18 protein-coding genes and 1 pseudogene are annotated in these 19,335 nt (G+C 60.1%); 10 read left to right on the plus strand and 9 right to left on the minus strand.

Going from position 1 to position 19,335, the window contains the following annotated elements; genetic code table 11:
* Window positions 1-11: 11 nt before the first annotated feature.
* A pseudogene (gene miaA, locus ACJ2A4_RS08010) lies at window positions 12-1,010 on the minus strand (tRNA (adenosine(37)-N6)-dimethylallyltransferase MiaA).
* A 40-nt stretch (window positions 1,011-1,050) separates the two neighbouring features.
* Here miaA and serB point away from each other — a divergent pair.
* Window positions 1,051-1,944, plus strand: coding sequence for a phosphoserine phosphatase SerB (gene serB, locus ACJ2A4_RS08015; RefSeq protein WP_408872421.1), 894 nt, complete (start codon window positions 1,051-1,053; stop codon window positions 1,942-1,944).
* A gap of 66 nt (window positions 1,945-2,010) precedes the next feature.
* Here serB and ACJ2A4_RS08020 read toward each other — a convergent pair whose 3' ends face one another.
* Both ACJ2A4_RS08020 and ACJ2A4_RS08025 read right to left on the minus strand, forming a co-directional pair.
* The gene (locus tag ACJ2A4_RS08020) at window positions 2,011-2,532 is read right to left on the minus strand and encodes a hypothetical protein (RefSeq protein ID WP_408872422.1); all 522 of its coding nucleotides are present in this window, start codon (window positions 2,530-2,532) and stop codon (window positions 2,011-2,013) included.
* Window positions 2,533-2,644: 112 nt separating this feature from the next.
* Entirely contained in the window at window positions 2,645-3,175 is a 531-nt protein-coding gene (locus ACJ2A4_RS08025) for a DUF721 domain-containing protein (protein ID WP_408874130.1), read from the minus strand.
* A 10-nt stretch (window positions 3,176-3,185) separates the two neighbouring features.
* Here ACJ2A4_RS08025 and mutY point away from each other — a divergent pair, with 10 nt between their 5' ends.
* The 5 genes from mutY to ACJ2A4_RS08050 all read left to right on the plus strand — a co-directional run bounded on the left by mutY (window position 3,186) and on the right by ACJ2A4_RS08050 (window position 8,963).
* A complete protein-coding gene (gene mutY, locus ACJ2A4_RS08030; protein WP_408872423.1) occupies window positions 3,186-4,244 on the plus strand; it encodes an A/G-specific adenine glycosylase in 1,059 nt (352 codons plus the stop codon).
* The gene (locus ACJ2A4_RS08035) at window positions 4,241-4,882 is read left to right on the plus strand and encodes a hypothetical protein (RefSeq protein ID WP_408872424.1); all 642 of its coding nucleotides are present in this window, start codon (window positions 4,241-4,243) and stop codon (window positions 4,880-4,882) included. The genes mutY and ACJ2A4_RS08035 overlap by 4 nt, the downstream gene beginning before the upstream one ends.
* 96 nt (window positions 4,883-4,978) lie before the next feature.
* Entirely contained in the window at window positions 4,979-6,154 is a 1,176-nt protein-coding gene (locus tag ACJ2A4_RS08040; protein ID WP_408872425.1) for a Gfo/Idh/MocA family oxidoreductase, read from the plus strand.
* Window positions 6,151-6,606: a DMT family transporter gene (locus ACJ2A4_RS08045; RefSeq protein WP_408872426.1), complete on the plus strand. Its 456-nt coding sequence runs from the start codon at window positions 6,151-6,153 to the stop codon at window positions 6,604-6,606. Before ACJ2A4_RS08040 ends, ACJ2A4_RS08045 begins: the two co-directional genes overlap by 4 nt.
* Window positions 6,607-7,271: 665 nt before the next feature.
* Entirely contained in the window at window positions 7,272-8,963 is a 1,692-nt protein-coding gene (locus ACJ2A4_RS08050; protein WP_408872427.1) for an alpha-keto acid decarboxylase family protein, read from the plus strand.
* 88 nt (window positions 8,964-9,051) lie between these two features.
* Here the strand turns inward: ACJ2A4_RS08050 and ACJ2A4_RS08055 are convergent, their stop codons facing one another.
* Window positions 9,052-10,116 carry a transporter gene (locus tag ACJ2A4_RS08055; protein WP_408872428.1) on the minus strand — a complete coding sequence of 355 codons (1,065 nt, stop codon included), beginning with the start codon at window positions 10,114-10,116 and terminating at the stop codon, window positions 9,052-9,054.
* Between the two features lie 244 nt (window positions 10,117-10,360).
* Between ACJ2A4_RS08055 and ACJ2A4_RS08060 the strand changes: the two genes are divergently transcribed.
* The 3 genes from ACJ2A4_RS08060 (at window position 10,361) to ACJ2A4_RS08070 (ending at window position 12,608) form a co-directional block, all read left to right on the plus strand.
* Window positions 10,361-10,738 carry a hypothetical protein gene (locus ACJ2A4_RS08060; protein ID WP_408872429.1) on the plus strand — a complete coding sequence of 126 codons (378 nt, stop codon included), beginning with the start codon at window positions 10,361-10,363 and terminating at the stop codon, window positions 10,736-10,738.
* Between the two features lie 94 nt (window positions 10,739-10,832).
* Window positions 10,833-12,128, plus strand: coding sequence for an adenosylhomocysteinase (ahcY, locus tag ACJ2A4_RS08065; protein WP_408874131.1), 1,296 nt, complete (start codon window positions 10,833-10,835; stop codon window positions 12,126-12,128).
* 75 nt (window positions 12,129-12,203) lie between these two features.
* Window positions 12,204-12,608: a DUF3597 domain-containing protein gene (locus tag ACJ2A4_RS08070; RefSeq protein ID WP_194259371.1), complete on the plus strand. Its 405-nt coding sequence runs from the start codon at window positions 12,204-12,206 to the stop codon at window positions 12,606-12,608.
* A 76-nt stretch (window positions 12,609-12,684) separates the two neighbouring features.
* Here ACJ2A4_RS08070 and ACJ2A4_RS08075 read toward each other — a convergent pair whose 3' ends face one another.
* From ACJ2A4_RS08075 to sucB, 5 genes are all read right to left on the minus strand, one after another.
* Window positions 12,685-13,860, minus strand: coding sequence for a histidine-type phosphatase (locus ACJ2A4_RS08075; RefSeq protein ID WP_408872430.1), 1,176 nt, complete (start codon window positions 13,858-13,860; stop codon window positions 12,685-12,687).
* On the minus strand, window positions 13,857-15,440 hold the full coding sequence (locus ACJ2A4_RS08080) for a TonB-dependent receptor (protein WP_408874132.1): 1,584 nt from the start codon (window positions 15,438-15,440) through the stop codon (window positions 13,857-13,859). Before ACJ2A4_RS08080 ends, ACJ2A4_RS08075 begins: the two co-directional genes overlap by 4 nt.
* Window positions 15,410-16,108 carry a TonB-dependent receptor plug domain-containing protein gene (locus ACJ2A4_RS08085; protein WP_408872431.1) on the minus strand — a complete coding sequence of 233 codons (699 nt, stop codon included), beginning with the start codon at window positions 16,106-16,108 and terminating at the stop codon, window positions 15,410-15,412. The genes ACJ2A4_RS08080 and ACJ2A4_RS08085 overlap by 31 nt, the downstream gene beginning before the upstream one ends.
* Before the next feature lie 155 nt (window positions 16,109-16,263).
* Entirely contained in the window at window positions 16,264-17,274 is a 1,011-nt protein-coding gene (locus ACJ2A4_RS08090; protein WP_408872432.1) for a L,D-transpeptidase, read from the minus strand.
* A 112-nt stretch (window positions 17,275-17,386) separates the two neighbouring features.
* Window positions 17,387-18,484, minus strand: coding sequence for a dihydrolipoyllysine-residue succinyltransferase (gene sucB, locus ACJ2A4_RS08095; protein WP_408872433.1), 1,098 nt, complete (start codon window positions 18,482-18,484; stop codon window positions 17,387-17,389).
* Window positions 18,485-18,797: 313 nt separating this feature from the next.
* Between sucB and ACJ2A4_RS08100 the strand changes: the two genes are divergently transcribed.
* Window positions 18,798-19,334 carry a gluconate 2-dehydrogenase subunit 3 family protein gene (locus ACJ2A4_RS08100; protein WP_408874133.1) on the plus strand — a complete coding sequence of 179 codons (537 nt, stop codon included), beginning with the start codon at window positions 18,798-18,800 and terminating at the stop codon, window positions 19,332-19,334.
* The last annotated feature ends 1 nt before the right edge of the window (window position 19,335 follow it).

The following is a 19,335-nucleotide window of genomic DNA, read 5'->3' on the forward strand; positions in this document are numbered from 1 at the left end:
AGCGGCGGGATTTAGGACGACGGCGCGTCGGCGTCAACTCGTTCAGATATAAAGTTCTCTATTTTTTCATACTGACTTTCCGATTCTTGCGCAGAATGGGTATATCTACGCAACGAAATCATCCCGTCATCACCTTTCCCCAGCGCATGATGCCGGAACCAGGTCGCCTGCCGCCGCGTATAGCGTCCAATGGCCAGGACGGCGGATTTCCGCGCTTCCTCAAGCGAGACCTCCCCCGCAGAACGGCCGCCAGTTCGGGCACCCCATGCGCACGCATGGCAGGCAGAACCGGATCGAGCTCCCGCGCCAGCAGAGAAGACACTTCTTCAAGAGCCCCGGCCTCCAGCATCTGCCCGAATCTGGAATCGATCGCCCGGCGCAGCCCTTCCCGTTCAGGATCAAGCTGCACGGACACGAACCGGCACGGCGCAGGCGGCAGACCCGGCTGCGACCGCCACCAGGCCAGCCCATGCCCCGTCCCCGTCCAGACCTCCCAGGCCCGCGAAATCCGCTGCGTATCGTTCGAACGCAGACCCGATGCCGTCTCCGGATCAACCTGCATCAGCCGCGCATGAAGCGCCTCCGGCCCGATTTCCTCCGCCAGTCCCCGCGCCTCGGTCCGCGCGGCATCTCCCGGGTCCGGCACTTCCACCAGACCATCCGTCAGCGCCCGCAGATACATGCCCGTCCCGCCACACAGGATCGGCATCCGTCCCTTCGACCCAGGCCGCATCCATCTCCCGCAGCGCTTCGGACCGCCACCAGGCCACACTTCCCGGCACGGCCGCATCCAGAATACCGTAAAGCCGGTGCGGCACAGCAGCTTCATCCGCCGCGTCCGGCCTGGCCGTCAGAATGTGCAGATCACGATAGACCTGCATGGAATCCGCATTGATGACCGTGCCCTCAAAGCGCCGGGCAAGGTCGAGCGCCAGTGCCGACTTGCCGGAGCACGTCGGGCCAGCCACAATGAGCGCAGTCTTAACAGTCACAGTCTTCGGGGCGTTCATTCCCCCTCCTGCCACACGTGCCGGACCGTTACGAGAGCCCATGTCCCTTCCTGCCGTCCTGACCCTCATCGCCGACCGGACATCCGGTCCCCTCAAGCCCGAGGCGATCGACATCGCCCGCACCCTCGTCAAGGGTAATGCCCCGATCGTCCTGTCCCCGGGCGAAGCGGTGGACATTCCCTGCCCGCCCTCACGCACCGGCTCCGCCAGCGCCGCCACCATCCGTGCGACACTGGCCCCCTACCGCGTTGATGCGCTGCTGATGAAGACCCGCGGCCGTCGCAAGGCCGTCCTCGTCGCCGACATGGACAGCACCATCGTCACCGGCGAAACGCTGGACGAACTGGCAGACCTTCTGGGCTGTGGCGAGGAAGTTGCCGCCATCACCCGCGCGTCGATGAATGGTGAGCTGGAGTTCGACGCCGCCCTCGAACAGCGCGTGGCCCTGCTGGCAGGCAAGCCGGCATCGGTTCTCGAAGACGTCTGGAATTCCGTCACCCTGACGGAAGGCGCAAAGGAACTCGTCCAGACCATGCGCAAACATAACGGTAGCACGGCCTTGGTCTCAGGCGGTTTCACATGGTTCACCCAGCGCGTGGCCGAGCTCTGCGGGTTTGATGAAAATTACGGCAATGCGCTGGAAATCGAAGACGGCAGGATCACCGGTCGCCTCGCTGGCCCGATCCTCGGCCCCGACGCCAAGCGCGACCATCTCGAACGCCTGACGTCAGAGCGCGGCGTGCAGCTCCGCGCCGCCCTGACGACCGGCGATGGCGCAAACGACATCCCGATGCTCGCCAGTGCCGGGCTGGGCCTGGCCTTCCACGCCAAGCCCAATGTGCGCCGCATCATTTCCACACAGATCAACTTCGCCAGCCTGCGCGCGCATCTCTTCGCACAGGGCTATCATGCGAAGGATTTTGTAACAGACTGACCGGGCTTCAGACCCGCCAGAGACGAAAAAGCCGCTGGAGTCCTAGGCCCCGGCGGCTTTTTTCGATCAGTATCCCCAAATGTAAGGCGGCACCCCGGAATAGGACGGTACGGCGTAATAACCGGGAGCATAGCCCGGCGCATATCCGTATCCACCATAACCGCCATAGCCATAAGGCGAGGCCACAGCCATTCCGGCCGCCATGCCAAGACCGACACCAAGGCCCCATCCGCCCCAGCCCCAGCCGCCGCCCCAGCCCGGCATACCCCAGCCATAGCCGAACCAGCCGGGTCCACCCCAGCCGTTCCAGCCACCCCAGCCCGGATAGCCCCAGCCACCAAAGCGCGGGCCACCCCAGCCACCGCCCCAGCCGCCACCGCGGAAACCCCAGCCAGGACGTCCACCGTAGCCACCGCCACCGGGTCCGCCACGGAAACCACCGCCGCCCATGCCACCGGGCCCCATCCCGCCACCATGGAAACCGCCACCACCCATTCCGCCGCCATGCTGGGCAAAGGCGGGAAGGGAAATCGAAGACGCCAGCAGTGCCAGCATCAGCGCGGCAGCGGGTCTGTGTGCAAAGGTCATGGCAAGTCTCCTGTGGGAAAGCCCGATCATTTTCCCATATCGGCATTATCAGATTGCGTGGGAAGGTGGCTTTCCCATGACGAAACAACTTGTTTCACGTGAAACACTTCCGTCACCTTCGTTTGCGCCGTGCGCCCAGATGTCCACCCAGGTTTTCAAGCGCCAGACGAAGCTCCTCGTCCTCAATATCCGGCACCTCGATCTGCACCGGTTTCGGACGCTTCGGCGTTGGCCGTTCGAACGCGACCAGATCCTGAACGATCTTGAGCCGCTCGATTCCATATTCCCCCCGTAGCCCACAGGCCACGTTGATGCGCTCAATAATCTGGGGTGCCAGATGCTGCAATTCCATGGCGATCGGTCCCGAACACGCCAGGGTCAGCGTCCCCGCAGAAAGCCGTCGCGGCTCGGTCTGCTTGGCCAGACGTGGACCCACGAAATCCACCCAGTCCATCATCAGGCGTGCGAGAACCGGCGGCTTCTTCTTGAAAACAGGCTGCGTCAGACCCTGAACGAATGTCCCGATCTGCTTCGTGCCCGAGCGCCGTGGCGTCCAGTTCCGGTTTGACGGCACCCAGCCATCGGGCTCCGATACGGGTTTCTTTCTTGAGGGGCGCTTGTCCGAACCGCGATCCTTCGTCATATCCGTCACCGTGACTCCTGATGCATCCGCCCTGCTGCGCTGGTACGACAACCACCGCCGCGTCCTGCCATGGCGCAGCCTTCCCGGCCATCGCCCGGACCCTTACGCCGTCTGGCTGAGCGAAATCATGCTCCAGCAGACAACCGTCAAGGCCGTCATAGCCTATTACGAGCGCTTTCTCACGCATTACCCGACGGTTCAGGATCTCGCGGCCGCCCCGCTCGAAGATGTCCTGCACCTCTGGGCCGGCCTCGGCTACTACGCCCGCGCCCGCAATCTGCACGCCTGTGCAAAACGCGTCTCCGAACGCGGCGGTTTCCCCGACACTGTCGCAGAGCTGCTGACCCTTCCCGGAATCGGCGCCTACACAGCGCGCGCTATTGCCGCCATCGCCTTCGGGCGTCCTGTCGTCCCCGTTGACGGGAATGTCGAGCGAGTCACAGCCCGCCTGAACGCTACCGAAGATCCCCTGCCAGCCTCACGCCCGCTGCTCGCCCGACAGGCCGCACTCCTGAACGACGATCCTGTCGCCCAGAGCCGTCCTTCGGATTTCGCGCAGGCCCTGTTCGATCTCGGCGCCACGATTTGCACTCCGCGTAGCCCCGCCTGCCTGACCTGCCCCTGGCAGACATCCTGCATCGCCCATGCCCGTGGCATCGCAGCACAACTGCCAGCCAAACAGCCCAAACAGACCCGCCCCACCCGTTACGGCGCGCATTTTCTCCTGCACGACAACGACGACCAGATCCTCCTGCGCACACGCCCGCCAACCGGCCTGCTCGGCAGCATGGACGAGCTTCCCGGAACGGAGTGGCGCAGCACACCCTGGCCCGAAGACGAAGCCCTTGCCCACGCCCCCTGCGTGGCCCACTGGGTCCGCAAAGGCGAGATCCGTCACGTCTTTACCCATTTCACCCTGTACCTCACAGTCTACGAGGCTTGCCTTCCGCAGGGCCATAATGCAGGGATCGATTCCTCTTTCGGCACGTTCCGTTCAACGAAACGCGCCGCACTGCCCGGCGTCATGAAGAAATGCCTGGCCCTCACCAAGCAGCCTTCGGAGACATGATGACTGACCCCACCCCGACACTCCGCCTGTGGTTCATGGACTGGCACGGTCAGATGCTCGACCATAATCCGCTGAAGGATGCGCCCAGCCGCACTCCCTTCCAGCCAGGGCGCCTTCCGGGACTTTGTGCTGTTGTTCCCGTTCCTTTCCAGCTTCCCTGTCGCCCGTTTATGGAAAAGCGCATCTCCATGCCCCGCCCTTTTCCTGAACTGGAAATGCAGGAGCTTTCCCATAAACGGATCATCTTTTTTATTCCGAAAACCGGAACCTATCTGAGAAGCGCGCCTTCAGGGCAAAACAGCGTGGATTATAGTGCCCCTGTTCCTCAAGAATGGGAAAACTTCTTTCCCATGACGACAGAGATGCTTCGCGGACTATCCCTGATCCTCACCGCACATGCGATAAGGCTGGAAAACGAGGCGCAGGACATCCTTCCGCTGCCAACACTCCATGAAGGGTTTACCCTCCGTTTCGGCGACAAAAACCTTCCCTTGTTCGTGAATACGGCCGCCCTAAAACAAATCGGTCAGCTCACTCTCGGAAGCTCCACCTCGGTTTCCCTGACATGGCAGATCGATACTCCACCTGTTTCTTTCGTCGCTCACCGACAGGCCGCGCCCGAACCCGCAACAGTATGAAAGATTTTTCACATTCCTGATGGTCGCGCCTCCGCGTGAAAGCCGTTTGCTCGACCCCTGCGTTCATGACAGACAGCCAGACCACAAGGACCTGTCATGTCGCGAGACCTCCCCGCCAGCAGCCACCTTTCCTCTCCCTCCGAAGCAGATACCGGACGCCTCGAAAACGGCAGGGTGACGTTTGGTACTGGAAGCGGCAACACGGAACACACGGACACTGGCTCTTCCCCCATTCTTCCCCCTGACGAGCGGGTCGGCTTTGCCGTTATGGGACTGGGCCGACTGAGCGTGGGACAGATCCTCCCCGCCTTTATGGAAAGCCGGACAGCCCGTCCCGTCGCCCTTATTTCCGGCCGGAAAAAAAAGGCCCTGACCGTCGCGCAGGAATACGGCATCCCGCCTTCATCCATCTTCACCTATGACGAGATCCATCGCCTCGCAGACCGCCCGGACATTCAGGCCGTCTATGTGGCCACGCCGAACGCCATGCATGTCGATCAGGTGGAAGCGCTGGCCGCCGCCGGAAAACATATCCTGTGCGAAAAGCCGATGAGCAATACGGCGCAGGAAGCCGAGCGCATGATTGCTGCCTGCAAACGGGCCGGCGTGAAGCTGATGATCGCCTATCGTTGCCATTTCGAGCCCTTCAACCGCGCTGTCATCAAACTCGTCCGCAGTGGAGAACTGGGCAAACCCAAACTCGTGGAAGCCGTCAACACACAGACCGAAACCGATGCCTCCCACTGGCGCCTGAAAGCGCCTGTCGCCGGCGGAGGCGCCCTGCCCGATATCGGTCTCTACTGCCTGAACGGCACCCGCAACCTTCTGGGCGAAGAACCTGTCGAGCTGTTTGCCCGGATGGTCAGTCCGGCAGACGATCCCCGCTTTGCCAGCGTAGACGAGACCTTCTCCTTCATGATGCGCTTTCCTTCCGGAGTGATTGCCAACTGCGCGACCAGCTATGGCGCCTCCATCACCCGCAAGCTGAGCATCCGGCTGGAAAAAGGCTCGATCGAGCTGGAAAATGCCTTTGCCTATCAGGGCCACAGACTCCGCATCTCGCGTGAAAACGAAGGCCACCCCGCCGTCACCGAATGGCACATCCCCCCGGCCAACCAGTTTACTCTTGAAATCGATCACTTTGCCCAATGCATCCTCAAGGATGAAACACCTCTGACATCCGGCGAAGAAGGTCTGCGTGACCAGAAACTGATGGAAGCGCTGTACTGTTCGTCCCGTGAAGACCGCATGATCAGGCTTTCAGAGACATGAAGTTTCTGATCTGGCTCCTGCCTGTTCTCGCAGGTCTCAGCAATCCGGTTCAGTCCGCCGCCAATGCCGGACTTAACAAGGCCCTCGGGCCTAGCCTGACCATCCTAACCGTTTATGTCGTCGCCCTGAGCGGACTGGTCTGCCTCTTCGCCTTTCTCCCGACTGACAGCACAACCGCAGCCCAGCCTCTCATGACCCGACTCCAGAATGTCCCCTGGTGGGCATGGACCGGAGGCCTGTGCAACCTGATGTTCGTCGTCGCCGGATCCCTGGCAACCCGGCAGACCGGTTCGGCCGCCTTTACGGTCATCACCCTGACCTGCGCCGTCTGTCTGTCCCTGCTTCTCGACCATTTCGGCCTTCTCGGCCTGAAACAGCACGCCCTGTCCTTTCCCCGTCTTCTGGGCGCCGCAATGGCCATCGGGGGCGTTCTGCTGGTTTCCTTCACCTGAAATAACGCAACAAGACCATTCTGGTCCTTATCCGTTTCACCGAACTGGTCAGGCTGTATTTAATTCTCCCTCATGAGAAAGGGTTTTTTCAATTAATTGTAATGTTTGATCGATGTCCTTCACAGACAGGATTTTTGGTCTAAACATTCCTGTGTCTGGAACAGGCAGATATTTCATACGAAGCCGGTCTGTTTTCCCGGCTGTGATGGGAAGATATGTCACCAAGAGGTTCTTTTCTTGCCGTTTCTGGGGTCCGTCATGACGGAACGGGCCGTTTATTCTGTTATACTACCCGTTATTTAACGACAGAAAATCGCTATCCTGAAAATCCCGGTTTTCCCTGGTCCCCTGACGGCACGTCACCTTTAAAATTCCTGTTCCAGACACCTGCCCGCAATATCCGGATAATCCCGGACGCCTCTCCTGAAATACAGGTCGGTCAGGTCCCTTCTCCACATTCCTGTTTCCCCCAAAGGCTGCGAGGGTCTGCCGGCTCCGTCAGTAACTGCGCGTCTGGATCTTCCGATTCCGGCAAACGGTCAGACGGTTCCCTGTCCCCGTATCCTGTCATAGCCTCCCTTCGGTCGGATGACTGCATGGTCCTGTCAGCAAGGCAGATCATCCAGTCATCTGACCGTCCCTATGGCTCCTGAGGTACTGAAACCATGACTTATACTGTCGGACATTATCTTGCCGAACGACTAACACAGATCGGCCTGAAGCATCACTTCGCCGTTGCCGGTGACTACAACCTCGTTCTGCTTGACCAGCTGATCGAACAGGGCGGCACGAAGCAGATCTATGACTGCAACGAGCTGAACTGCAGCTTCGCCGCCGAAGGTTATGCCCGTGCCAACGGTGCCGCCGCAGCCGTCATCACCTTCAGCGTCGGCGCCATCTCCGCCATGAACGGCCTCGGCGGCGCCTATGCCGAGAACCTGCCGATCCTCGTGATTTCGGGTGCTCCGAACTCCAACGATCACGGCTCGGGCCACGTCCTGCACCACACGATCGGCACGACGGATTACAGCTACCAGATGGAAATGGCCAAGCACGTCACCTGTGCCGCCGAAAGCATCACCTCTGCTGAAACCGCTCCGGCCAAGATCGACCACGTCATCCGCACGATGCTGCGCGAGAAAAAGCCGGCCTATCTTGAAATCGCCTGTAACGTCTCGGCCGCTCCTTGCGTCCGTCCGGGTCCGGTTTCGTCCCTGCACGCCCACCCGCGTCCTGACGAAGCCAGCCTGAAGGCCGCTCTGGACGAGAGCCTGGGCTTCCTCAACAAGGCCAACAAGGTCGCCATCCTGGTCGGCACCAAGCTGCGCGCTTCGGAAGCCCTCACGGAAACGGTCGAACTGGCTGACAAGCTGGGCTGCCCCGTCACGGTCATGGCCGCTGCAAAGAGCTACTTCCCCGAGACGCACCCCGGCTTCCGTGGCGTGTACTGGGGTGATGTCAGCAGCCCGGGCGCACAGGAAATCATCGAAGGCGCCGACGCCGTCATCTGCCTGGCACCGGTCTGGAACGACTACTCCTCGGGTGGCTGGAAGAGCATCATCCGCGGCGAGAAGGTTCTCGAAGTCAATCCTGATCGCGTCACGGTCAACGGCAAGACCTTCGACGGCTTCCGTCTCAAGGAATTCGTCAAGGCGCTGACCGAGAAGGCTCCGAAGAAGTCCGCAGCCCTGACCGGCGAGTACAAGCCCGTCATGCTCCCGAAGGCTGACCCGGCAAAGCCGCTGTCCAACGATGAAATGACCCGCCAGATCAACGAACTGGTCGACGGCAACACCACCCTTTTCGCCGAGACCGGCGACTCATGGTTCAACGCCGTGCGTATGCACCTTCCCGAAGGTGCCAAGGTCGAGACGGAAATGCAGTGGGGTCACATCGGCTGGTCCGTCCCGTCCATGTTCGGCAACGCCACCGCTTCGCCGGATCGCAAGCACGTCCTGATGGTCGGTGACGGTTCCTTCCAGCTGACGGCGCAGGAAGTGGCCCAGATGGTCCGCTACGAACTGCCGGTCATCATCTTCCTGGTGAACAACCACGGCTACGTCATCGAAATCGCCATCCATGACGGCCCGTACAACTACATCCAGAACTGGGATTACGCAGCTCTGATGCAGTGCTTCAACCAGGGCGTCCCGGGTGAAGAAAGCGGCAAGTATGGTCTTGGCCTGCATGCCACGACCGGTGCGGAACTGGCCGACGCCATCGCCAAGGCCAAGAAAAACACCCGCGGCCCGACGCTCATTGAGTGCAAGCTCGATCGCACGGACTGCACCAAGACCCTCGTGGAGTGGGGCAAGGCTGTTGCCGCCGCAAACTCCCGCAAGCCGCAGAACGTCTGATCCTTCCCGGATCAGTCCCTGTGACACAGAAAACCCCCCGTGCCTGGCACGGGGGGGTTTTCTTTTGGACCGGCTCTCAGCCGAAAAATCAGAGCAGACGCGCAATCTTCATGAACAGGAACGTCACGGTCATGAAGACGAAACAGACAATGCCCGCTTCCACGGTCCCCATCTGCCCCTGCGCCAGAAACATCCCACCGGTATTCATACCGAAGAATCCGGTCACGAATGTCGCCGGCAGCATCAACGTGGTTCCGACCGAGACGATATACAGTCGTCGGTTGGTCTCTTCCGCCTGATTGGAGCCCAGTTCGTCCTGCAGGGACCGCGCACGGTCCTGAAGCGCGATCAGATCGTCCAGCGCTGCATGAACCTGCCGCTCGGCCCTGTCCCGTAATTCGTCCTCGGCCCAGTCCGGAAGGTCCAGATCCTCGTCTTTCAGAACACGGTCAATCGGCGTCACCACCCGGCGCAGCTCGGTCGCACGACGGCGCACCTTACCGACAATGCTACCCAGATGCCCCAGGTCGGAGCGATGCTCAATCAGCAGAAGCACGTCTTCCGCCCGGTCCAGTTCGTCATCCAGATGTCCGAGCTGACGCCGCACTGTCCCCGTAAATTCACGCAGGGCACGGTCGATAATCCCCGCAGGCGTCTTCGGAATCTGGTCCGGCTTCAGCGAACGATATGCCGCGCCCAGAACCGGAATAGGATTGCGCCGTGTCGTGATCAGCAGGTCCGGCCGCATCGCAAACCGCCAGGCGCAGATATCCCGGTCCTCTTCCGACAGTGCATCGTCAAAAGCCGGCAGCGCGCCCCAGATCAGATCACCGAACGCCTCAAGCGCAATCCCGTACTCCGTCTCAGCCAGCATGGCGCAGACATCTTCAGGCAGGTCCGGCAGATGCGCGACGTATCCGCGTGCCGAGCTATGCACAGTATCGAAATGCAGCCAGTACCAGCCATCACTCTCGACCGGTCGCTCCGGTGCCAGAAGCGCCTCGACCTCGGCCGATCCGAGCGTCCGCAGCTCCTGTCCGGGGACGGCATGAACCGCCCAGACCAGTCCGTTTGCAAATGCGGGTGCCCCTGTTTCCTGATGGTCAGGATCCAGAACCGTAAAGGGGAAGTTGTAGGCAGTGCTCTCTGACACGACATCCTCCTGTTTTCAGGGGGTTCAGGACCGGCAGAACCGGCATGCAGCTTCGACAGAAACGACTGGGGGCGAATTCAGTCCGGCTTCTCGCACGCCATGCGCAACGACGCAATATACCCCTCCTTGCGTAAATGTGAGCGCCCTTCAATGCAACTTCATCCATTGTGGCGGGTTATTCATCTTACTCCGCAATGAGCGAACCCCTGCCGCAGGGGGCCTCCCCTTCCGGAAAGGAATGTCCATGTCCATCCGCACATCATTCTTCGCCGCCAGCCTCCTGCTGGGCACTGCCGTCACCGCTCCGTCCGTGATGGCCCAGGCCGTCAGCGCCCCCAGCAACGACCAGACACAGACCTCGACGTCTGCCGTGCAGAAGGCGCAGAACTCCACCATCGACCAGCCGAACAACCGTCTGCCGACCAATCCGCACACCGTGATGGAACAGCCGGACCAGCCGCCGCCGACCGCGCCAGGCGCCATGAACCGCACGACGAATGAAACGGGCCCCGTCCCGTCGAACCAGAAAGACGTGCACAAACTCGGCCACCAGCGTCACCACGCGCATAAGAAGACGTCTGCTCCGACCGATTCAACGCCGCAGACCACGTCGCCGGAATAACGGCGACAGGCCTATTGCCGGGCCCGCCCTTTCCGCGGGTCCGCCAAGCCTTTATACAGGCAGCCATCCAAAGATGGGCAGCAAGGGCCATTTCATGACGACGCAGGATTACAAGGTTCGCGACATTACCCTGGCAGACTGGGGCCGCAAGGAAATCTCCATCGCCGAAGGCGAAATGCCGGGCCTGATGGCTCTTCGCGAAGAGTACAAGGACTCACAGCCGCTCAAGGGTGCACGCATCGCCGGCTGTCTGCACATGACCATCCAGACCGCAGTGCTGATCGAGACGCTGATCGCTCTCGGCGCCACGGTCCGCTGGTCCTCGTGCAACATCTTCTCCACGCAGGATCACGCCGCAGCCGCCATCGCTGCCGCCGGTATCCCCGTCTTCGCCTGGAAGGGCCTGACGGAAGACGAGTTCAACTGGTGCATCGAGCAGACCATTCATGGTCCCGATGGCTGGACGCCGAACATGATCCTCGATGATGGTGGCGACCTCACCATCATGATGCACGACAAATACCCCGAAATGCTCAAGGACGTGCGCGGCATTTCCGAAGAGACGACGACGGGTGTGCATCGTCTGTGGGAAATGTCCAAGAAGGGCACGCTGAAGGTTCCGGCCATCAACGTGAACGACAGCGTCACCAAGTCCAAGTTCGATAACCTGTATGGCTGCCGCGAAAGCCTCGTGGACGCGATCCGTCGCGGCACGGACGTCATGATGGCCGGCAAGGTTGCCGTGGTCGCCGGTTACGGTGACGTGGGCAAGGGCTCTGCTGCCTCCCTGCGCAACGCAGGCTGCCGCGTCCTCGTGACCGAAGTCGATCCGATCTGTGCCCTTCAGGCCGCCATGGAAGGCTATGAAGTCGTCACGATGGAAAACGCAGCACCGCGCGGCGACATCTTCGTCACATGCACGGGCAATGTGGACATCATCACGATCGACCACATGCGTGAAATGAAGGACCGTGCGATCGTCTGCAACATCGGTCACTTCGACAGCGAAATCCAGGTCGAAGCCCTGCGCAACTATCGCTGGAACAACATCAAGCCGCAGGTTGACGAGATCGAGCTGGCTCCGAACCGCCGCATCATCCTTCTGTCCGAAGGCCGTCTGGTGAATCTGGGCAACGCAACGGGCCACCCATCCTTCGTGATGTCCGCGTCCTTCACTAACCAGACCCTGGCACAGATCGAACTGTGGACAGCAAAGCCGGGCCAGTACGACGTCAAGGTTTACACCCTGCCGAAGGCTCTGGACGAAAAGGTCGCTGCCCTGCACCTCGCAAAGGTTGGCGCAGAACTTTCCAAAATGTCACAGAAACAGGCGGACTATATCGACGTTCCAGTCAATGGTCCGTTCAAGCACGAAGAATACCGCTACTAAGACGAGACGGATCAGGGAGGGCGGAACCCCGGTTACGCCCCTTCCGGATTTCCTTAACCGACAGGAGTTACACTCATGGGTCTTTTCAGCACGATCATGTCTAAGATCTTTGGCCATGCCGAAGCAGCCACCCCGGCCACCTCCGCTGCTGCTCCGGCCGCGGCAGATGCAGCCGCACCGGCCGCTCCTGCAGCAGCCGCTGCCGCCTCCCAGACAGCCGCACCGGTGGACGTCGATGCCGTCCTGTCCGGTCTGGCTGCCAAGGCTGGCCAGCCGCTGAACTACAAGACCTCCATCGTGGATCTCCTGAAGCTGCTCGGTCTCGACAGCTCGCTCCAGTCCCGCAAGGAACTGGCCAGCGAACTGCATTACTCGGGCAGCACGGACGACACCGCGACGATGAACGTCTGGCTCATCAAGCAGGTCTATGCCGAGCTGGCCAAGAATGGCGGCAAGGTCCCGGCTGACTGGACGCACTGATCCGCGCCCCGTCCGCATGGACAACATGAAAAAGCCTGGCTGGTAACAGTCGGGCTTTTTTTATGACTGGCTGATCTCAGGGAAGGATCGGATTGCGCGGCTCCAGCGTCTGCATCGAACGCTCCACACTGGACGCCTGCCCTGCCCGCAGCTCTTCCAGCGACTGATGGAAAATTCGCACTTTGACCTCCACATGACGGTCCGGATAACGCCACCGCTCAAACGCCAGAACCGTATCCGGCGCCGTGCTGTCCGGCTGGTCGGCAAACGCCCATGACAGCCCGAAAATTGCCGCCATAGCATCCTGGTTCGTATCATGCCCCGCCAGCACCAGCAGCCGCGTGGACGCTGTCACCCCGGGAATATCCGCAACCGGACGATCCGCCAGAAACGCCCAGATGCCCTGCGCCATAACGCCATTCCGCGCCTGCGCCACAACCGGCAGACGACGTAGCAGCAGACTTTCCGCCGCATGAACCGGCATGACTGTCTTCAGCAGCCCCGGCACATCCGCTTTCGCAGATCCGAACACATCCACCGGAAAGCCTTCGGAATACAGCAACAGCAGACTTTCCGCTGCCATACCCCCCGTCGCAACGCCGCCGGAAAGATGCGGCGCGGCTTTCTTCCAGTCCAGAACCGAAGCATCGCGCAGACAGCGTGATGTGTGCGTTGGCCCGTCACACGCTCCCGGCGCCATCAGCATCTGCAACGCCTGTAATCCGCGTTGCACATCCGGAGTGCGGGAGACCGGCAGCGCAGACGCAAACGCCTGTTCCGTCTCTAGGCGCGGCGGCACAGCCCGACCTGCCGCAATGGCGTTGTAGACAGGATCCGGACCCTGCGCCTGCCACTGCGCCGTAACGTGACAGTCCGGCGCCACATCCCGCGCCCAGATCTGCCCGGTCTGCTGCGTCCTGTGATCCGCCCCGTCCGCCCAGACCTGGATCTGATCGGAACAGTTCTGCAACGGTCCAAAAGCCAGATGCTGATAATGCGACCGGACAGCCTGAACCATCGCCCCCAGCGTTGCCACACCATGTGGCGTCATCTCGCCGGGCGCTACGGACCATTCCGGCCAGTCAAACCCGGTTTTCGCTTTTAAAGATACCGGAGACGCCGTCGGACTCCGGATCCCGTGCCGGGACAGGAGCACGATTTTTTCCAGAACAGGCCCGGACGGCGCAGAGGCTCCGCCCGAACATCCCGTCAGGGACAGCGCAAACAGAAGGACACAGCCGGTCTTTTTCACGGGAAGGTCGCCGTCATGTTGAAGAACACACTCCGTCCGGCCAGCCGCCAGTAAAGCGGCGCGTCACCGTAAGACTGGTTGCCCGCAAAATCGCTGATGGAGCGGTTGTTGAAGAGGTTGGAAATCTTGAGGCTCGGCGTCACATCGCGCATGAAGCCACCGATATTATGAATGCGCCAGCCCAGGGCCAGATCCGCCGTCACATTGCCGTGGATCCTGTACTGGTTTTCAAACACCGTATGACCAGCCGAATTGGTGGTGCTGTCCAAACCCCAATGATGCCCGACATATTCCCCCATGAGCGAGAAATACGGACCCTTCGCATTTTCATAAAGCAGACCGAATGATGCCAGTGAATCCGGCGTTGTCGCCACCCGCACGCTGCTGTGTTTGTAGCGCGCGTTATTCACGCTGTAATTGCCGTAAAGCGAAAAACCGTATCCTATGACATACTGCCCTTCGAGCTCGATCCCGCGATAAATCGCGCCACCGCTATTCACATAGGTCGAGGTCGTGCCGATGTTCTCAACATTGATCTGTGCGGAAGCGATATAATTGGAAAAATCGATGTAATATCCATCCAGTGACAGCATCCAGTTCTTGCCGTGATAAACCGATCCAACCTGATAATTCAGGGTCGTTTCCGGCTTCACATTTCCAACAGACTGAACCTGAAAAACCGACATCGGAGGTGCCAGGAACCTGCGCGCAATCTGCGCATACGCACTCCAGTTTTTCATAATCCGTTGATTGATCGCAATAGATGGTTGCCAGGACCCATAGTGCTGGGTGTCCTTCATCGACACCTTTGTCGACTTGTTTATCGTCGCATCATAGTCCCTTGTGAACATGGAATATTTTATACCCGGCTTGATAACGGCCCCTTTCCAAGGATGAATATCGAACTCGAGATAGGGCTGCACCGTCGTGTTCAGATCGGAAATATCATAGCTGTAAGCCGACCCCGTTTTGGACGGAACCGGGATCGCATTTTTACTCAGATCCAGCGCATAGGTATAGCGACGATCCTTCTGCACATCCGCCCACACACCGAACAGAATATCCGCATAGGATGTATGTGCCTTGAATCGTAACGTATCCCCATAAGAACGGAATTTGGCGTCTGCATATTTCCCGGGAATGTCATTGGCATAGGTCGCCACTTTCTTCCCGGCCGAATTATAGAACGTCACACCATTCGCAGCCGTGCTCGTCTGACTGGCATCCGTGCTCTCCGTATAATCATGCTCAAACCCGCTCGTATAAAGCTGGTTTTCCATCGTCAGCCATGATGCAAGGCGGCTTTTGAGGCTCACATAATTAAAATCGGACGTGTAGGTGCTGGGGTTATATCCGTAATAACACTGCTTGGACGGGTCGTTGCACAGCCCGTAATTCTTGCCGTATTTCGCATATTCGGCGAGCGTCGCACCCTGCGTCGTGTACTGCCATTCTTTGTTGTATGTCGTCTCGAATGTGAGCGTCGTCTCGGGTGCAAGGTCGATCACATCCTTGAACATCAGATTGCTCCGGCGCTCGGCCGAATTGGTCAGATAGCCGTTCGTCTCTTCATGCTGCATGTCGAGAAACGCACGCCCAAAACGCGTCTTGCCGCTGTCGAATTCGATGCCACCGGCGCGCGTATTAAAGCTGCCATAAGTCCCGTACAGTGACACGCCCCTTTTGGCCGACGGCGTCTTGGACATGAACCCCATCGTTCCACCGAACGTCGCATTACCGATCGTGGAACCCGTTCCGGGACCGCGATCAATCTGTGCTTCCCCAGGAAGTGCGAGATAAACAGGGACGATGTCGTGTGGTGCAAATCGCTGGCATCACCGAACGGAATGCCATCGAATGTCATGTTGTACTGCCCGTCCCGAAAGCCGCGAAGGCTCATCGCCTCGGCCTTACCCATTCCGGGACCGTTAGGATTTTGCGAATAAACGCTCGGCTGGAACCGGATGATATCGTCGATGCTGGCGAGCGGAATGATATTGTTGCTCAGAAAGCCAGACTGAATTTTTGATGTCGGTTCTGTAATATCCAGCGGAACCGTCGCAGGTGCAGTCCGCGCGGCGTGACCAAGAACAGTCAGATTTTCCACGCCAGGCGCCGCCGCTTTTTCCTTTTTGGCTTTTTGCTCCTCATGCTTCTTCTGTTTTGAATCAGAAACATCTGCGTGAGCGCTTCCTCCCAGCAACAAGGCACCGGCGAAGCACCCGGAAAGCAGGATATGGTTACGCATCTTGAACGTCATGGGGAATGGGCTCCAGTGAATGGCGCGCATTCCATACGGAAGGCTTCAGCTCAGGAAAACTGCTTTACCGTTCCCGAAATAAAACATTCACACGTTTTACTTCAAACCTTCATACTTATTTTGAAATATTTCTAATTCTATACTTAAGGTAACGGTCTTTTATCCGCAATAGGGTCGATCTTCGGCTCCGTCAGTGGTCCTGAATCGATCACAACCACCAGATCACCCGCAATCTGCGTCGGCTGCCGATCCTTCGGAAGCAGCGCCTGAAAACGCGGATCATAACTTGCCGCCTGCTCATATAGCGCATCGATCAACCCGTAATGATCCATGAATTTATTCATAGTCGCCGGGATCCGGATGCAGCCTTCCGACGCCGGATGCCCCAGACGCCATTCCAGAAACTGCGGGTCGGTGGCATGGATTTCCAGCCGGATCTGCCCGGTTTCATGACGTGGCAGCCAGCCCTTCATCGCCGTCTGCCAACCCATGTCCCACACGCGCGATCCCTTGGCACCAATCCCACGGATTCCGTACTTGTTCTTCGTGCCTTCCGCCCGATAGCCCAGACGGTCCGCCGTGTTCTGAAAAACCCCGGTCGGTGTGATGTAGTAATATTTGCGTCCCGTCGTCCCGGTCGAAACCGGTGTACCCCCAAGGGATTCCCAAGTCGCATCCGGCAGCGCCAGAATATAGTCCAGATGCTGAATATGCTCATTCCGGTCCACGACCATGACAAGCTGCGGCCGCGAAACCGGCATGTCCGCCTGCGTGACCGCATCCTTCGCAAGCGTCAGGAATTCCTTGCGGCGCTCTGGCGTATAAGTGCTGAAGCCTTTGATATTATGCTTCATCAGCACCGCCAGGCGGGACGCCTCTTCCCGCGCGGCTTCATCGGACACGACCGGCAGATCCGGGATGTCAATCGGCGGCGGCGCAAGATCAGGCTGAGGCGGCGTATCCGTCGGCGGATTGCTGGCGGGCGGTGGCACCGAAGCGCCCAGCGATGGCGTCGTGTCCGGCTGATGCGTTGACAGTTCCGGCCCTGCACTGTCCGGCCGGGCACAGGCCGCCAGCGGTGCCACCCCCACAACCAGTGTCGTGGAGACAGATAACAGGGTAGCAAACCGCGTCAGACTGGAAACATCACGCATCTTCAGGACACCATCCTCGGGTTCAGAACAACAGACAGAACGCGAGGGAACAGAAACCTGTCCGGCGTTCGGCGCAGCAGAGATGTCCAACGTCCCGGCCACGCAAAAAGCATCACAGATCCAGAAGCAGACGCCGCGGATCTTCAACAAGCTGCTTGATCCGGACGAGGAAGCTCACCGCCTCCCGCCCGTCCACAATCCGGTGATCGTAAGACAGCGCAACATACATCATCGGCCGGATCACGATCTGCCCGTCCCGCACGACCGGACGATCCTGAATGGCATGCATCCCCAGAATTCCGGACTGCGGCGTGTTCAGGATCGGCGTAGACAACAGCGATCCGAAAATCCCGCCATTGGTGATGGAGAACGTCCCATGCGACAGCTCTTCCAGTTTCAGGCCACCCGTCCGCGCCCGCTTGCCATAATCGGCAATGCGACGCTCCAGCTCGGCAAAGCTCATCTGATCGGCATCATGCAGCACCGGCACAACCAATCCACGCTCCGTCCCGACCGCAATACCCAGATTGACGAAATCGCGATAGACAATCTCATCGCCTTCGATCTGCGCATTGATCGCCGGATAATCCTTCAATGCCCCGACCACAGCGCGCGCGAAGAAGGACATGAAGCCCAGCCGGGCCCCGTCATGCTTCTTCTCGAACTCTTCCTTGTACTGTGCCCGCAGCGCCTTGGCGGCGGACATGTCGATCTCGTTGAACGTTGTAAGAATGGCCGCCGTATTCTGCGCCGCTTTCAGATTGCGGGCGATCGTCTGACGCAGACGGCTCATCGGCACGCGACGTTCCCGCGCTTCATGCGATGACAGCTTGGGCGCCGGAGCAACAGCAGCAGGCTTCGGCGCTTCCGGCGCGGGCGGGGCCACGCGCGCAGGAGCCGCAACAGGCTCGAGTGCCAGCGGGGCAGCAGGCGCTTCAACCGCCGGAGCAGGTTCAGGCGCAGCCGGTGCCTCCGCCGTCTCGTCCACAGCACCCAGCAGCCCGCCAATCTCGACTTCCGTCCCCACCGCTACGCAGTCTTCCAGACGCCCGGCGGACGGCGCCGTCACCTCGACGCTGACCTTGTCGGTCTCCAGCTCCACGATGGTTTCGTCATGCTGCACATAGTCGCCGGATTTTTTAAGCCACCGCGCGACAGTCGCAGTCGTCAGGCTTTCTCCAAGCGCCGGAACCCTGATCTCGACCGTCATGCTGCTTCCCTGTCTTGCGTCCCGCCCCGAAGCGGGGAAATGTCTGTCTGTCCTGCGGTCAGTCCCAAAGACTGGCCCTCAGAACCACACCCGGCATCATACCGGAAAAGGTTCGGTCATGCAGGATACTGCATCTTTGCCGCCAGCGGGAGGCGGAACCATCCCCGTCGCCAGACTTTGAAACCAAAACACAGGAGGCCGCAATGTCCCCCCGCCCGACCGTCCTGAAATTCTGGACTCCGACCACCTCTCCGCCCGCACCCGCGACATCCTGACATCCCGGCTTTCAGCCCCTGAAACACAGCCCCGCACCCTGTCGCTTCAGGCCTATGCCGTCCTCGATGCGCTCCTCCCCGTCCTGCTTCCCCTCGACGAAATCCTGCCGCCCGGCACGGACATCAACATGACGGCCCGGATCGACGCTGCCCTCTCCGGCCCCCGTGATGGTTGGCGCTTTGCGGACCTCCCGCCCGATGCCGAAGCCTGGGAAGCGGCCCTCCTCACACTCGACGATGTCGCAGCCGAACAGCACGGCATCCGCTTCATCCATCTGGCTCCGGAACTGCGCGGCACCCTGCTCGACGCTATGATGACCGGCCAGCTCGGCCTCGACCGCGACGGCCGCCTTTCCATTCCCCAGATGGCACGCTGGGCCGGCGATCTGCGCGGCGAAGTCGTGGACTGCGTCATGAGCGATCCGCGTGTGCAGCAGGCGCTGGGTATTTCTTCCAGCCTCACTGGCGGCGACACCGTCTTTCAGGGCTTCACCGAAGTCGGCCCGGACAGCCGCGAAGATTTCGAGCCCAAAGCCACCGCCCCCCTCGCCCAGATGGCAGACTCCAGGGAATGAA

This window comes from Gluconobacter roseus, assembly GCF_046058915.1.
Classification (GTDB): domain Bacteria; phylum Pseudomonadota; class Alphaproteobacteria; order Acetobacterales; family Acetobacteraceae; genus Gluconobacter; species Gluconobacter roseus_A.